Genomic DNA, 14,817 nt, shown 5'->3' on the forward strand with positions numbered 1-14,817 from the left:
TGCTCAAAATTGTAGCATTATGATTAATTTATCAAAAAACATAAAACATTTAAGAAATCTCAAAAAGTTAACGCAAGAGGTTTTGGCAGAAGAATTAAAGGTAACAAGAAGTAGAATTAGCTCTTATGAAGAAAATAGATCTTCGCCTACAATTGAGTTTTTAATCGATTTTTCTAAATACTTTAAAATACCAATAGACATTATTGTTAAAAACGATTTAACCAAAGCTACCGATGTTTCTTTTATAGAAGTAGGTAACAAAAGAGTATTATTTCCTATTTCTGTAGATAGTGATAATGAAAATTTAATTGAAGTTGTACCTTCAAAAGCATCTGCAGGCTATTTATTAGGTTATGACGATCCTGAATATATAGAACAATTAGAAAAAATAAAACTCCCGTTTTTACCCACAGGAAAACACAGAGCTTTCCCTATAAAAGGAGATTCTATGTTGCCTATGAAAGATGGTTCTTACGTAGTTGCAGAATTTGTAGAAGACATTAAAAACGCAAAAAGCGGGCAATCTTATATTGTAATTACTAAAGATGATGGTATGACGTATAAACGGGTTTACAATCAAGTAGAAGAAAAGCAAACTTTTTTATTAAAACCAGACAATGCTGCTTACCAACCTTATGAAATTTCTGTTTCTGAGGTTTTAGAATTATGGCAATTTACCTGCAGCATTAACACACAAGAGTATGAAGAACACGAACTAAAAATTAGTAGCATTATACAAATGTTTAACGGTTTAGGTGTAGAGTTAGAAGCTTTAAAAAAGGCAATGCACTAGGTTTTTTGCTTGCTGTAATTTGTATGGAAATTAAAAACTTAAAGAATTACTAAATTTTTTAATAATAGATTCCATTCCTTTATAAACCTTTATTTTTATAGAAACAAAAAAACGTTTTTTGAAACTTATAAAATTCACAAAAAAAGGAATTTATTGCATACCAGGAAAGTTTTATTTAGATCCCTGGTATCCTGTAGATTATGCTGTTATTTCTCACGGTCATGCAGATCATTCAAGATGGGGAAATAAGCATTATTTATGTCAGAATGATTCTAAAGCCATTATAAAACACAGGTTAGGGCAAGATATTTCTATTGAAAGTTTGGCATATAATGAGCCAAAAAATATAAACGGAGTTCAAGTTTCATTTTTTCCTGCAGGTCATATTATTGGTTCAGCTCAAATTCGCTTAGAATACAAAGGCTATGTAGTTGTTTTTTCTGGTGATTATAAAACGCAATCAGATTTTTTAACCACACCTTTTGCCCCTGTAAAATGCCATACATTTATTACAGAAAGTACTTTTGGTTTGCCAGTTTACAAATGGAAAACAGAGCAAGAATTACAAACTGAAATTCAAGATTGGGTATTGCAAAATCAGCAAAATAATAGAACCAGTGTTTTTTTAGGCTATAGTTTAGGTAAAGCACAAAGAATGATGAGTTTGTTAGATGGAGTAGCTGATATTTATGTACACAATGCAATTAATCATTTAAATAATGCCATTACAAATTCTGGAATTGCGTTGCCCAAAACAACCTTACTAACGCCAGATTTTAAAAAGGCAGCTATTCAGAATAAAATCGTCATTTTACCACCAGCACTTTTAGGCTCTAAAATGTTAAAAAGAATACCAAATGCAGCTACTGCAATTTGCTCTGGTTGGATGCATATTCGTGGCAACAGACGTTGGAAAGGTGTAGATGCAGGTTTTGCTGTTAGCGATCATGCAGATTGGGATGGACTTTTACAAGCCGTAAAAGCCACAGAAGCCGAAAAAGTGTATGTAACACATGGTTCACAAGCCGTTTTTTCTAAATATTTGAATGAAATTGGCATAGAAGCACACGAACTAAAAACAGAGTTTGGTGATGATGAAATGACGAAAGAAGGTGAAGGTAAAAAAGAAACTGCATAACGTATGAAAGACTTTTCTAACTTAATTAGCGCCATAGAAATCACCAATAAAACCAATGCCAAAATAGAAGCTTTGGTTAATTATTTTAAAACAGCACCAAACAAAGATAAACTGTGGTTAATTGCTTTATTTACAGGAAAAAGACCAAGCAGACCCGTAAAATCTAATCTAATGAAAAGTTGGGTAATGGAGATTACCAAACTCCCTGAATGGTTGTTTTTAGAAAGTTACAGTTCTGTAGGAGATTTAGGAGAAACCATTGCACTTTTGTTACCAAATCCAGAAAATACAATAGAAAAACCACTACATGTTTGGATTGAGGAACTCATCAACCTAAAACCAAAAACAGACGAAGAAAAAAAAGCGTACGTTTTAGAGGCTTGGAATGGTTTGCAAGCGCAAGAAAGATTAATTTTTAATAAATTAATTGGCGGAAATTTTAGAATTGGTGTTTCTAAAAAAACTTTGGTAAATGCTTTGGCAAAATTATCGGGTATAGATGCCAATCAGCTTATGCACAGTATTATTGGTAATTGGACGCCAAATTCCATTTCTTTTGAAGATTTACTGAATGGGACACATATAAATTACGATAATTCTAAACCTTATCCGTTTTGTTTGGCCTATGCTTTAGAAAAAGAATTACCAGATTTAGGAGCTGAAAACGATTGGCAAGTAGAGTACAAATGGGATGGAATTCGCGGACAAATCATCAAAAGAAAAGAAGAGGTTTTTATTTGGAGTAGAGGTGAAGAGTTGGTTACACAGCAGTTTCCAGAATTGGTAGCAGCCATTGCCCAATTAAAAGGCGATTTTGTAATTGATGGCGAAATTTTAGCCATAAAAGACAGTGCAGTTTTACTTTTTAACGATTTGCAAAAACGTTTGAACAGAAAAAATGTAACCAAGAAACTGCTAGAAGAAGTACCTGTTGGTTTTTACGTTTATGATATTTTAGAGCTAAACACCATAGATTTACGCGAGTTTTCTATGGAAGAAAGACGCCGTAAATTAGAAGAATTATTTCAACAAGAGACAGACGAATTGTTACAACTTTCAGAAGTGATAAATTTTAAAAACTGGAACGAATTAGACGCACTAAGAAACGAAGCCAGAAGTTTTAATTCTGAAGGTTTAATGTTGAAGAAAAAAACGTCTTTATATCACGTAGGAAGAAAAAAAGGCGAGTGGTGGAAATGGAAAGTAGATCCTTTAACCATTGATGTGGTAATGATTTACGCTCAAAAAGGAAGTGGAAGAAGAAGTTCTAAATACACAGATTATACCTTTGCTGTTAAAAACGAAGACAAATTGGTAACAGTTGCCAAAGCCTATTCTGGTTTAACCGATAAAGAAATTACAGAGGTTTCTAAATGGGTAAATAAAAATGCAATCGAAAAATTTGGGCCAGTAAGAACTGTAAAGCCAGAATTGGTTTTCGAAATTGCTTTTGAAGGCATTGCCTACAGCAAAAGACACAAAAGCGGTGTTGCCTTACGTTTTCCAAGAATTAAACGCTGGCGACAAGACAAAACCGTAAAAGATATAGATACTATTGAGAGTGTAAAAGCGTTGATTGATGCTAATTAAGTGGGCAGTTTTCAGTTGGCAGTCTTCAGTTTTCAGTAGGCAGTTTAAAAATGAGGATAAATAATAATGAGTTAACAGTGAAAATAAAATATAATTAACGATTGTCATTTCGAAATGAGCCTTTTTATGCGATTGAGAAATCTCATAATTATATTTTAAAAATTATGAGATTTCTCCTATCGTCGAAATGATACTAAAAACCAACAACGAAACACAAAAAACCAACAAACAAAACCCAAACAATCCACAACAGTAAGAGTCCCTTCCCTTTGGGAAGGTTAGGATGGGAAAACACTTTTAATGAGCAACTTCAAACAAACCCAAGGCTATAAAATCATCCAAAATTGGATGGAAGAAAAAGGGCAAACGCCCTTTAGTTTTCAGGCGCAAACTTGGGAACGTTACCACAATAATTTTAGTGGAATGGTGGTGGCGCCAACAGGTTTTGGAAAAACATTTTCAGTTTTTTTAGCAGTGGTTATCGATTATTTAAATCAACCTGAAAAATACAAAAAGGGCTTAAAATTAATTTGGATTAGTCCTTTGCGTTCTTTGGCAAAAGATTTGGCAAAAGCAATGGCAACTGCTGTAGAAGAAATAGGTTTAGATTGGGAAGTGGCTGTTAGAAATGGAGATACACCAACCAACATCCGCAGAAAACAAGAACGTTTAATGCCAGATGTTTTGCTAACTACTCCAGAAACCTTGCACTTGTTATTTTCTCAAAAAAGAAACTCGCGTTGGTTTAAAAACGTAAACTGTATTGCAGTAGATGAGTGGCACGAATTGTTAGGTTCTAAAAGAGGTGTTTTAACTGAAATTGCTATTGCAAGAATCAGAAATTTATCAGCTAAAACAAGAATTTGGGGAATTTCTGCAACCATTGGCAATTTAGAAGAAGCCAAAAATGTGCTGATTCCTTATGATGTAAAAACAACCATGATTCGTGCCAAAGAAAAGAAGAAAATTAATATTACTTCTTTATTGCCAGATCAAGTGGAAGAGTTGTCTTGGGCAGGTCATTTAGGAAAAACAATGAGCTCTAAAATTATTCCTATAATTTATGAAAATACAACCACTTTAATTTTTACAAATACTAGAAATCAGAGTGAATTATGGTATCAAATTCTCATTGAAGAAGAACCAGATTTAATTGGGCAAATTGCCATTCATCATGGTTCTATAGACAAAGTACAGCGTAATTTTATAGAAGATGCCATTTCTAACGGTTTGTTAAAAGCTGTAGTTTGCACATCTTCTCTAGATTTGGGTGTCGATTTTAAACCTGTAGATTGCGTTATTCAAATTGGTTCTGCAAAAGGAATTGCACGCTTTATGCAAAGAGCAGGTAGAAGTGGGCATTCGCCTTTTGAAACCTCTAAAATGTACGCAGTTCCCACACATTCTTTACAATTGATAGAAGTTGCAGCCGTAAAAGAAGCCGTAAAACAACATCAAATAGAGTCTAGAACGCCAATGGTGTTAACCTATGATGTTTTGGTGCAGTTTCTAGTAACTTTAGCCGTTGGCGAAGGTTTTAAAACTGATGAAACTTTTGAAATGTTGCAAGAAATTCATGCGTTTCATTATCTCACTTTAGAGGAATTCAATTGGTGTATTCATTTTATCACCAAAGGTGGAAAAACGTTGCATGCTTATGAAGAATTTCATAAAGTAGTTTTAGATGAAGAAGATGGTTTGTACAAGGTAAAAAGCAGGCGAATTGCAATGATGCACAGAATGAACATTGGCGTTATTGTAAGTGAAGTAATGCTCTATGTAAAATTCTTTTCTGGCGGTTATATTGGCATGATTGAAGAGTTTTTTATATCTAAATTAAAAAAAGGAGATGCTTTTATTTTAGGCGGAAGAGTTTTAGAAGTAAAACAAATAAAAGACATGACTGTTTTGGTAAAACGAAGCAAAAAAAAGAAAGCGATTACACCAAGTTGGTTAGGTGGTAGATTGCCTTTAACGTCTTATTTAACTCATTTTTTAAGGTTGAAGTTAAGTGACGCTTTAACACCAAATAATAGAGAAAAAGAGTTGAAATTTTTACATCCTTTATTAAAAAGGCAAGAACGAAATTCACACATTCCAAAACACGATGAATTTCTGGTAGAAATGATAGAAACCAAAGAAGGTTTTCATTTGTTTGCGTATCCTTTTGAAGGAAGATTGGTGCACGAAATTATGGCCTCTTTAATTGCGTATAGAATTAGTCAAATTAAAAAGTTAACCTTTACAATTGCCATGAATGATTATGGTTTTGAGTTGTTAAGCGATCAAGAAATTCCCTTAAATGAAGGAAATATTACAGCGATTTTCTCAAAAGAAAATTTAATAAAAGACGTTACAGCAAGTATAAATGCTAGTGAAATGGCATCAAGAAAATTTAGAGATATTGCAGTGGTTGCAGGTTTGGTAATTCAAACACAACCAGGAAATAAAAAAACGAGCAAAAGTTTACAATCTTCCTCAGGTTTAATATTTAGAGTTTTAAATGACCATGAACCCAATAATTTATTGTTGAAACAAGCCTATAATGAAGTGTTTGATTACGAGCTAGAAAAAGTACGTTTGCAAGAAGCATTTCAACGGATTTCTGAGAGTAAAATCATTTTGAAAAAAGCCAATAATTTTACACCTTTGAGCTTTCCTTTAAAAGTAGATAGTTTAAGAGGAACCATGTCTAACGAAGATTTAAGTAAGCGAATAGAACGCATACAAAAGCAAGCGTTAAAAGCCTAAAAAAATGCAACCTTTAACTATAGTTACTAAAGAAATTACAGTAAAAAACGAAATTTTACAAGTTACTAATCAGCGTGTTTTGTATTGGGAAACCCAAAAAAGTTTAATTTTAAGTGATTTGCATATTGGTAAAGCTGCTCATTTTCAAAAAAGCGGAATTCCAATTCCTAAAAGCGTTTTAACAACAGATTTAGAACGATTAAAACAATTAATCATCCATTTTAAAGCAGAAAATTTAATTATTGTGGGCGATTTATTTCACGCAGGGTACAACAAAGATTTAGACGAATTTAAAACATGGTTGCAACAATTTAATAACCTAAAATTGCAATTGGTAAAAGGAAACCACGATCGTTTATCTAATACTATTTACGAGAAGTTTCATATTGAAGTTTTTCCTTCACAATTAAGCATTAACAATTTAAAATTTGTGCACGATGCTGTTGAAGAAAATGAAGAAGTTTTTACTATTTCTGGACACATTCATCCAGGAGTTTTTATAAAAGGAAGAGGAAAACAACGAATTAAATTACCCTGTTTTCAGATGAGTAAAAATCAGTTAATTTTACCTGCTTTTAGTTTGTTTACGGGTTTAAATACAAGAAATTTGTTGGCAAATTGTAAAAATTTCGCGTTTACAGATGATGGTGTTTTTGTGGTTTAGTTTGTCATTCCTGCGAAGGCAGGAATCCAAAGTATGCTAATTATAGATTTTTGCTTGAACAGGAATGACACGCACTCTAAAAGAAGTCATAAGTTTATTAAAAGACTTTTTTAAGCATCAAAAAAAAGACCTTACAGGTTTTGAAAACTTGTAAGGTCTGAGAATTTTAGTTTATATATTATTTCGAATAATAGTGAGAAATCTCACAAGAATTATAAAACGTTGTGTGAGCTAGGTTATGTGACTTCTCATAAATTCGAAGTGACAAATGTTGAAGGTTACAAATAATTTTAAGTTTTAAAACCCTTTACACTCGAATTCTGTCATTTAGACTTTATGGAGAAATCTTATAGTTTTTAGATTATAATGGTGAGATTTCTCGATTCCACTCCATTTCACTCGAAATGACAATCGTACTTTTTATTTATTATTCCTTCAGCAAAAAAGCTTTCAAATCTTCATAAGAACTTGCTTTTATAGCAACTTTCTTGTTGTCAATTACTTTTTGAATTTGTGGTGGAATGGCAACTGTTACTGGCAAAGTTTCTTCAACTACATCTAAAAACTTTACAGGATGTGCAGTTTCTAAAAACACACCATATTCGTTTTCGTTTAAGTTGTATTCTTCCAATCCTAAATAACCTACAGCTCCATGAGGATCTGCAACATAACCAGAATTTTTATAGATTTCTTTCATTTTTACACGCGTAGCATCATCAGAAAAACTAAACGAAGAAAACGTACTTTTTAAAGTTTCTAAATCGTTATTAAACAATTCTCTAATTCTAATAAAATTACTTGGGTTACCAACATCCATTGCATTAGAAATAGTTGCTTTTGATTTTTTTGGTGTGTATATACCATCTTTTAAGAAATTAGGAACTGTATCATTTACATTCGTAGAAGCTACAAAGTGCTTTACAGGTAAACCTAGTTTTTGTGCCATAATTCCTGCACAAATATTACCAAAATTTCCACTTGGTACAGAAAATACAATTTCTTTATTCAGTTTTTTTAGTTGCTTGTATGCAAAGAAAAAATAGAACATTTGTGGCAACCAACGTGCAACATTAATAGAATTTGCAGAGGTTAAGGTTTTGGTGATTTCTTCATCTAAAAAAGCAGTTTTTACCATGTCTTGGCAATCGTCAAAAACACCATCTACTTCTAAAGCAGTAATATTTTGCCCTAAAGTAGTCAATTGTTTTTCTTGAATATCACTTACTTTTCCTGATGGATATAAAATAACCACATTAATGCCTTTTGCGCCTAAAAATCCGTTTGCAACAGCACCACCAGTATCTCCAGAAGTGGCTACTAAAACCGTAACTTCCTCTTTATTTCCTTGGTTAAAATATTCTAAACATTGTGCCATAAATTTAGCACCAACATCTTTAAAAGCCATTGTTGGGCCATGGAATAACTCTAAAGAACCAATATTTTCTGATACAGAAACTACAGGAAAATCAAAAGAAAGTGTGTTTGCAATAATGTCTTTTAATTTTTCTGTCGGTATTTCATTACCTACAAATTGTTTTATGGCTTCATAAGCAATTTCATTGTTAGAATAATTCTCTATATTTTCAATAAAATCTTTAGATAAAGGTGTAATATTTTCTGGGAAATAAATTCCTCTATCTTTTGCCAAACCTTCTACAACTGCATTTTTAAAAGTTGTTTTTGGCGATTTATGGTGTAAACTGTAGTAGTTCATATTATATACTTTAATCCCATCCTAACCTTCCCAAAGGGAAGGGACTCTTACTCTTATAAAGAGCTTTGTCTTGGACTTTATTTTATGTTATTATAATTTTTTAGAATTAGGTTTTTAGTTTTTAGTTGATGAGCATACCAACAACCAAAAACTAATAACCAACAACTATTCTAATATTTTCATTCCTGCTGCATTTACTTTAGAAGTAAATAGGGTGAAATCTATGTTTGTTTTTTTATACGTTTCGTTTATGGCGTTGTATACGTTTTCTGTATTTTCTTTTCCTTCGCACAAGGCATAAATAGTTGGGCCAGAACCAGAAATTCCTGCACCTAAAGCACCTGCTTTTATGGCACTGTTTTTCACTTCGTCAAAAAACGGAATTAAAGCTTTTCTGGCAGGCTCTGCAACCAAATCTACCAAAGAATTACTTATTAATTGGTAATTATCTGTATACAAACCACTAACCAAACCACCTACATTTGCCCATTGTGTAATGGCATTTTTTAGCGGAATTTCAGTTGGTAAAACTGCTCTAGCGTCTTTTGTTTTTATTTCCACTTGTGGATGAATGGCTACAACTCTTAACTCTTTAGGAACTGGTAATTTAATAATTTCTAAAGGCTCGTAACTTCTAACCAATACAAAACCACCGTAAATTGCTGCAGCAACATTGTCTGCAATTGGTGTTCCACAAGCTACTTGTTCGCCAAACATGGCAAATTTGGTTAATTCTAGTTCAGAATACTTATGCTCTAAAAACTTATTTGCACCAAAAGCAGCACCAGCAGCACTTGCAGCAGAGCTTCCTAAACCACTTCCAGGAGAAAACCCTTTATGAATGGTTAATGCAATACCAAAATCTGCATTGGCGTCTTGTAACATTTTTTTTACTACAGCACTTGCAGCATTTTCATCAACATTATAAGTTAAATCAGCACCTGTAATATTTGTTATTTTTACTCCTTTTGCTGCTGTTTTTGTAAATGTCATTTCATCGCCAATTTCATCTACGGCAAAACCCATAGAATCAAACCCACAAGAAACATTAGCAACAGTTGCTGGAGAAAATATTTTTAAATAATCCATTTTTATTAGTTCTCAGTCTGCAGTATTCAGTAGGCGGTCAGTTTTTTACTGATTACTGCCAACTGAATACTGCCAACTTATTTATTAGCAATTCTAATCACATCAGCAAAAATACCAGAAGCAGTTACATCTGCGCCAGCACCAGCACCTTTAATAATTAGTGGGTTTTCTGGGTATCTGTCTGTAAAAAATAAAACAATATTATCACTTCCTTCTAAATTGTAAAATGGATGATCTGAGGCAATGTGTTGCAAGCCAACATTTGCTTTTCCATCTACAAATTCAGCAACATATTTTAGCCTGCAATTTTTGTCATTTGCGTCTTTAAATATTTGTTGAAAATGCACTTCGTTTTTAGTTAAAGAAGCATAAAAATCATCATTATTAGTTGTGCTTAAACTTTCTTCCGTTAAAAAAGAATTGTTGGCAATGTCTTCTAATTCTAATTGATAACCACTTTCTCTAGCTAAAATTAAAATTTTTCTAGCAACATCTACACCACTTAAATCTATTTTAGGATCTGGTTCTGTAAAACCTTCTTTTTGTGCTTGTGCAACAACATTATGAAAAGTTGATTTTTCATTAAAATTATTAAACACAAAATTTAAACTACCAGACAAAACTGCCTGAATTTTATGCACTCTATCACCAGAATTTATTAAATTTTTAAGCGTATCAATTATTGGTAAACCTGCACCAACATTCGTTTCAAATAAGAAATCTGCATTGTATTTTCTAGAAACTTCTTTTAAGGTTTTATAATTGTCATAATTAGAAGCACAAGCAATTTTATTACAGGTAACTACAGAAATGCTATCTCTTAAATATTTCTCATAAACCTCAGAAACTGCCTGATTTGCTGTGTTGTCTATAAATACACTATTTCTATGGTTTGCTTTTTTAACCTCGTTATAAAAATTATCTAAACTTGTTGGTTCTCCATTTTCTAAGGCTTCTTTCCAATTTTTTAAATCGATACCAGAATTGTTAAAAACCATTTTTCTAGAATTAGAAAGACCAATTACTCTAATTTTAAGTTTTAAGTTTTTCTTTAAAAAGCTTTTTTGTTGCTCTAATTGCGCTAAAAAGCGTTCGCCAACATTACCTACACCTGTTACAAACAGATTTAACTGTTTTGTTTTTTCTTCAAAAAACTGCTCGTGTAATGTGTTTAAAGCTTTTTTTGCATCGTATTTGTTAATTACTGCAGAAATATTTTTTTCTGAAGAACCTTGTGCAATTGCCCTAACATTTACATTGTTTTTACCCAAAGCGCTAAACATTTGTCCGCTTAAACCTTGGTAATTTTTCATGCTTTCTCCAACTACAGCAATAATTGCCAAATTGTTTTCTACATGAATGGGTTGTATTTTTTTACGATCTATTTCTATACTAAAAGTTTCGTTTAATAACTCTTGTGCTTTTAAAGCATCGTTTTCATAAACACCAACGCAAATAGAGTGTTCAGAAGACGCTTGGGTTATAAAAACTACATTTATTTTGGCTACTGAAAGTGTAGCAAATAATCGTTTAGAAAAACCAGGAATTCCAATCATTCCTCCACCTTCTAAAGTGATTAAGCTAATGTCTTCTATATGAGATATTCCTTTAACTTCGTTGCCGTTTTTAGGATTTTTACAAATTAATGTACCTACATTTTCTGGTTCAAAAGTGTTTTTAATACGAATAGGAATTTCTTTTCTTAAAGCTGGCTGAATTGTTGGCGGATATAAAACTTTTGCACCAAAGTGCGATAATTCCATTGCTTCTTCATAAGAAATCTCTGAAATGGCATAAGCCTGTTTTACAACTCTAGGATTTGCAGTAAACATGCCAGGCACGTCTGTCCAGATTTGTAATTCGTTAGTGTTTAAAGCTGCTGCATAAATAGCTGCAGAAAAATCAGAGCCACCTCTACCTAAAGTAGTGGTTTCTCCTTTATCGTTTGCAGAAATAAAACCACCTAAAAGGGTAACTTGATGTTTGTTTTCTTTAAAAAACGCCTCAATATTTTTGTTAGAACGCTCAAAGTTTACTTGTGCGTTTAGAAAATCGTCATTGGTAATAATTAACTCCCTACTCTCTTTATGTGTAGCATCTAAAGTTTCATTCGCTGCGTTTGCAATAATATAAGACGATAATCTTTCGCCAAAACTAGAAATTTTAGCCAATGTTTTGTCAGACAATTCTTGTAATAAAAAAACGCCTTCGTAAATAGAATATAAGTTATCAAAGAGGCTAGTTACTTTATCTATAACAGTTGTTTTGTTGTTTGGAATTAAATCTTCCACAATTTGGTTGTGTAAATCTTCAACTTCTGAAAGGTTCTCTTTTGCTTTTTTAACATCACTTAAGGCTAAACTTGCTCCTGCTAAAAGATTGTTAGTGGTTTTACCAAATGCTGAAACTACAACTGCAACTTTTTCTTTTTGAGATGCCTTTGCAACAATTGCCAATACTTTTTTTATGTTTTCTGAGTTTGCGACAGATGAACCGCCGAATTTTAATACTTTCATTTTGTATAATGTAAAATAATGAAAATTAATGTTTTATGAGTTTTATTTCGATTTTATCGAAATAAATGTAACCTGAGTTTGTATAATAATTGCGAAACCCCTAAAGGGTAATGGTAGTAGAAGTGCGTGTAATATTTCCCATAGGAATAGTAACTACAGTAGTAGTTTGAAAATTTTTTATGTTTATTTTTGAAATATCCACAAAGCAAAAATAATGGTATTAATTAAAACAACTTTAGGTATTAAAGATTTTTTTCAGGTTTGGGTTAATTAATATGAATTTAATAATATAAAGCATCTTAAATATAAAAAATTTATTTTTTAGGTATTTTATTTAAATTTCCTATAATGTCTAAAAAGCAAGCGTTTTAAGGATTTGTACATTTTTAAGAAACTTATTTTGTGTTTGTGTACGTTTTGAGAAGCTAATTTTAAGTTGTATGCGATAAGGGTAATAGTCCTATATTTTTGTTAAATATGATGAATTAATTACAAAATAACGATATTTTTATAAATAAAATTTAAATGATTTATGAGTGTATTAGAACAAGTTTTAGATAAGTTAATGACTACTTATAGAGAAAAGGTGCCAAGTGTTTCTATAATTAATAAGGCATTAATAGCAAAAGGTGTTATTGCAGTACCAGAAGATATTGAAAATGATCATATTGCTTTTCGTACAATGGGTGTTGCTCATTTAGGCATACAATCTTTAGAGAAAATTTTTCTGCATTATGGTTATAAAGCAGAAGATCATTATGTTTTTGAAAAGAAAAAACTAAAAGCGCGTTGGTATGCTCCGCCAGAAAATAAATTTCCTAGAATATTTATTAGCGAACTTAAAGTAGCAGAGCTTTCTGAGGCAACGCAACAAATTATTAAATCTTACACTAATGAAGTTAAGGCTGACCCTGTAGATGATCTCAATTTGAATGATGCAAATGCTGTAGGACAATTCTTGCATTCTCCTTTATGGAGAACTCCCTTATCCGCTGATTATAAAAGTTTACTTGCAGAAAGTGAATATGCTGCTTGGGTAATTTATAATCGATATTATTTAAATCATTATACTATAAATGTAGATAATTTACCTGAAGGTTATAATAACTTAAAAGATTTTAATACTTTTTTAGTGGATATAGGGGTTGTTTTAAGTGATGCAGGCGGAATTATAAAAGAAAGTAAAGACGGGTTGTTATTGCAATCTTCAACTGTATCAGAATTGTGTAATGCTACTTTTTCAGCAGGAGATCAATTTGAAATAGCTGGAAGTTATGTAGAATTTGCAGAAAGAAGAGTGTTACCTGAATTTAGTCATTTACCTAAAAATGAAATTAAAAGAATATATAGAAGAGAAGGTTTTGAAGCAGCAAATGCAGACAAAATTTTTGAAAGTACCTATACAAGTCAAACTAAAAACAACAAACTAAAATGATAAAAAAAATAGTAACCTTAGGTTTAGGAAAAGTAGGTACTTTAGTTGGTGTTTTATTAAGTGAAAAATATGAGGTAACAGGTGTAGATCTTAAAAAGCCACATTATGATTTTGAGATGCCTTTTAAGGTTCTTGAAGGAGATGTTACAGACGCATCTTTTATGACAAAATTGATTGCTGACCATGATGCTGTAGTATCTGCACTTCCCTATTTTTTGAATAAAGAAATTGCAAAAATAGCACACGAAAAAGGTGTGCATTATTTTGATTTAACAGAAGATGTAATCACAACAAATTACATAAGAGACTTAGCAAAAACAGCCACAGCAGCAATGGCACCACAATGTGGTTTGGCTCCTGGTGTTATTGGTATTATTGGTGCACATTTAGCCAACGATTTTACTAAATTAAGAGATATTGAACTAAGAGTTGGTGCCTTGCCAAAATACCCAAATGGCACGCTAGCTTATTCTTTTACTTGGTCTCCAGAAGGTGTGGTTAATGAGTATATAAATGATGCTGAAGCCATACATAATGGTAAAAGAAAAATGGTAACTTCTTTAGATAGCATAGAATATATTAATATTGAAGGAAAAGAATTTGAGGCGTTTACAACCTCTGGAGGTTTAGGCACTATGTGTGAAACTTACGAAGGTAAATTAGACACTTTAAATTATAAAAGTATTAGATATCCTGGCCATGGTAAGCTTATGAAATTTTTAATACATGAGCTTATTTTAAAGGATGATAAAAAAGCACTTACAGAAATTTTAAAGAACGCAAAACCACCTGTAGAAGAAGATGTTGTTTATGTTTATGCTGTAGTAGAAGGCTGGAAAGGAGAAAAATTAGCTAGAAATGAGTTTTACAAAGCCTATTCTCCAAGATCCATTAAAGGGGAAAAATGGAGAGCTATTTCTTGGACAACAGCAGCGTCTATAGCAGCAGTTATAGAAATGGTAGATCAAGGCACACTGCCATCTAAAGGATTTATAAAGCAAGAAGAAATTCCTTTTGATAAGTTTTTAGAAACAACGTTTGGTAGTTTTTACAGATAATTCGTTTAAACTAAATAAAGAAAAATTTTATTTCCTTTATTTAGTGTTCGTCGTTCTTTTTTTTCTGAA

At 31.9% G+C, this 14,817-nt stretch carries 10 protein-coding genes; 7 read left to right on the forward strand and 3 right to left on the reverse strand.

What is annotated here, in order from left to right; all coding sequences use genetic code 11:
• The first annotated feature begins 19 nt into the window (after positions 1-19).
• The 5 genes from Q0684_RS09625 to pdeM all read left to right on the forward strand — a co-directional run bounded on the left by Q0684_RS09625 (position 20) and on the right by pdeM (position 6,936).
• The gene (locus Q0684_RS09625; RefSeq protein WP_299015887.1) at positions 20-793 is read left to right on the forward strand and encodes a LexA family transcriptional regulator; all 774 of its coding nucleotides are present in this window, start codon (positions 20-22) and stop codon (positions 791-793) included.
• Positions 794-911: 118 nt separating this feature from the next.
• On the forward strand, positions 912-1,931 hold the full coding sequence (locus tag Q0684_RS09630) for a ligase-associated DNA damage response exonuclease (protein ID WP_299015890.1): 1,020 nt from the start codon (positions 912-914) through the stop codon (positions 1,929-1,931).
• A 3-nt stretch (positions 1,932-1,934) separates the two neighbouring features.
• On the forward strand, positions 1,935-3,521 hold the full coding sequence (locus Q0684_RS09635; protein ID WP_299015892.1) for an ATP-dependent DNA ligase: 1,587 nt from the start codon (positions 1,935-1,937) through the stop codon (positions 3,519-3,521).
• 300 nt (positions 3,522-3,821) lie between these two features.
• Positions 3,822-6,272 (forward strand): ligase-associated DNA damage response DEXH box helicase, encoded by a 2,451-nt coding sequence (locus Q0684_RS09640; protein WP_299015895.1) that lies wholly within the window; start codon positions 3,822-3,824, stop codon positions 6,270-6,272.
• Positions 6,273-6,276: 4 nt separating this feature from the next.
• On the forward strand, positions 6,277-6,936 hold the full coding sequence (pdeM, locus tag Q0684_RS09645; RefSeq protein WP_299015898.1) for a ligase-associated DNA damage response endonuclease PdeM: 660 nt from the start codon (positions 6,277-6,279) through the stop codon (positions 6,934-6,936).
• Between the two features lie 427 nt (positions 6,937-7,363).
• Here the strand turns inward: pdeM and thrC are convergent, their stop codons facing one another.
• From thrC to thrA, 3 genes are all read right to left on the reverse strand, one after another.
• Positions 7,364-8,650 (reverse strand): threonine synthase, encoded by a 1,287-nt coding sequence (gene thrC / locus Q0684_RS09650; RefSeq protein WP_299015901.1) that lies wholly within the window; start codon positions 8,648-8,650, stop codon positions 7,364-7,366.
• A gap of 165 nt (positions 8,651-8,815) precedes the next feature.
• Positions 8,816-9,739: a homoserine kinase gene (locus Q0684_RS09655; protein WP_299015904.1), complete on the reverse strand. Its 924-nt coding sequence runs from the start codon at positions 9,737-9,739 to the stop codon at positions 8,816-8,818.
• Positions 9,740-9,816: 77 nt separating this feature from the next.
• Positions 9,817-12,255 (reverse strand): bifunctional aspartate kinase/homoserine dehydrogenase I, encoded by a 2,439-nt coding sequence (gene thrA, locus Q0684_RS09660; RefSeq protein ID WP_299015906.1) that lies wholly within the window; start codon positions 12,253-12,255, stop codon positions 9,817-9,819.
• A 532-nt stretch (positions 12,256-12,787) separates the two neighbouring features.
• Here thrA and Q0684_RS09665 point away from each other — a divergent pair.
• Positions 12,788-13,690: a DUF1338 domain-containing protein gene (locus Q0684_RS09665; protein WP_299015909.1), complete on the forward strand. Its 903-nt coding sequence runs from the start codon at positions 12,788-12,790 to the stop codon at positions 13,688-13,690.
• On the forward strand, positions 13,687-14,748 hold the full coding sequence (locus Q0684_RS09670) for a saccharopine dehydrogenase C-terminal domain-containing protein (protein WP_299015912.1): 1,062 nt from the start codon (positions 13,687-13,689) through the stop codon (positions 14,746-14,748). The genes Q0684_RS09665 and Q0684_RS09670 overlap by 4 nt, the downstream gene beginning before the upstream one ends.
• The last annotated feature ends 69 nt before the right edge of the window (positions 14,749-14,817 follow it).

Origin of the sequence: uncultured Polaribacter sp. (genome assembly GCF_947503875.1) — a bacterium.
Taxonomy (GTDB): Bacteria; Bacteroidota; Bacteroidia; order Flavobacteriales; family Flavobacteriaceae; genus Polaribacter.

Bases quoted from the DNA above. Each gene is read 5' to 3' on its own strand.
- Q0684_RS09670 (WP_299015912.1), top strand. From the start codon at position 13,687: ATGATAAAAAAAATAGTAACCTTAGGTTTAGGAAAAGTAGGTACTTTA.
- Q0684_RS09640 (WP_299015895.1), top strand. From the start codon at position 3,822: ATGAGCAACTTCAAACAAACCCAAGGCTATAAAATCATCCAAAATTGG.
- thrA (WP_299015906.1), bottom strand. From the start codon at position 12,255: ATGAAAGTATTAAAATTCGGCGGTTCATCTGTCGCAAACTCAGAAAAC.
- Q0684_RS09665 (WP_299015909.1), top strand. From the start codon at position 12,788: ATGAGTGTATTAGAACAAGTTTTAGATAAGTTAATGACTACTTATAGA.
- thrC (WP_299015901.1), bottom strand. From the start codon at position 8,650: ATGAACTACTACAGTTTACACCATAAATCGCCAAAAACAACTTTTAAA.
- pdeM (WP_299015898.1), top strand. From the start codon at position 6,277: ATGCAACCTTTAACTATAGTTACTAAAGAAATTACAGTAAAAAACGAA.
- Q0684_RS09625 (WP_299015887.1), top strand. From the start codon at position 20: ATGATTAATTTATCAAAAAACATAAAACATTTAAGAAATCTCAAAAAG.
- Q0684_RS09635 (WP_299015892.1), top strand. From the start codon at position 1,935: ATGAAAGACTTTTCTAACTTAATTAGCGCCATAGAAATCACCAATAAA.
- Q0684_RS09655 (WP_299015904.1), bottom strand. From the start codon at position 9,739: ATGGATTATTTAAAAATATTTTCTCCAGCAACTGTTGCTAATGTTTCT.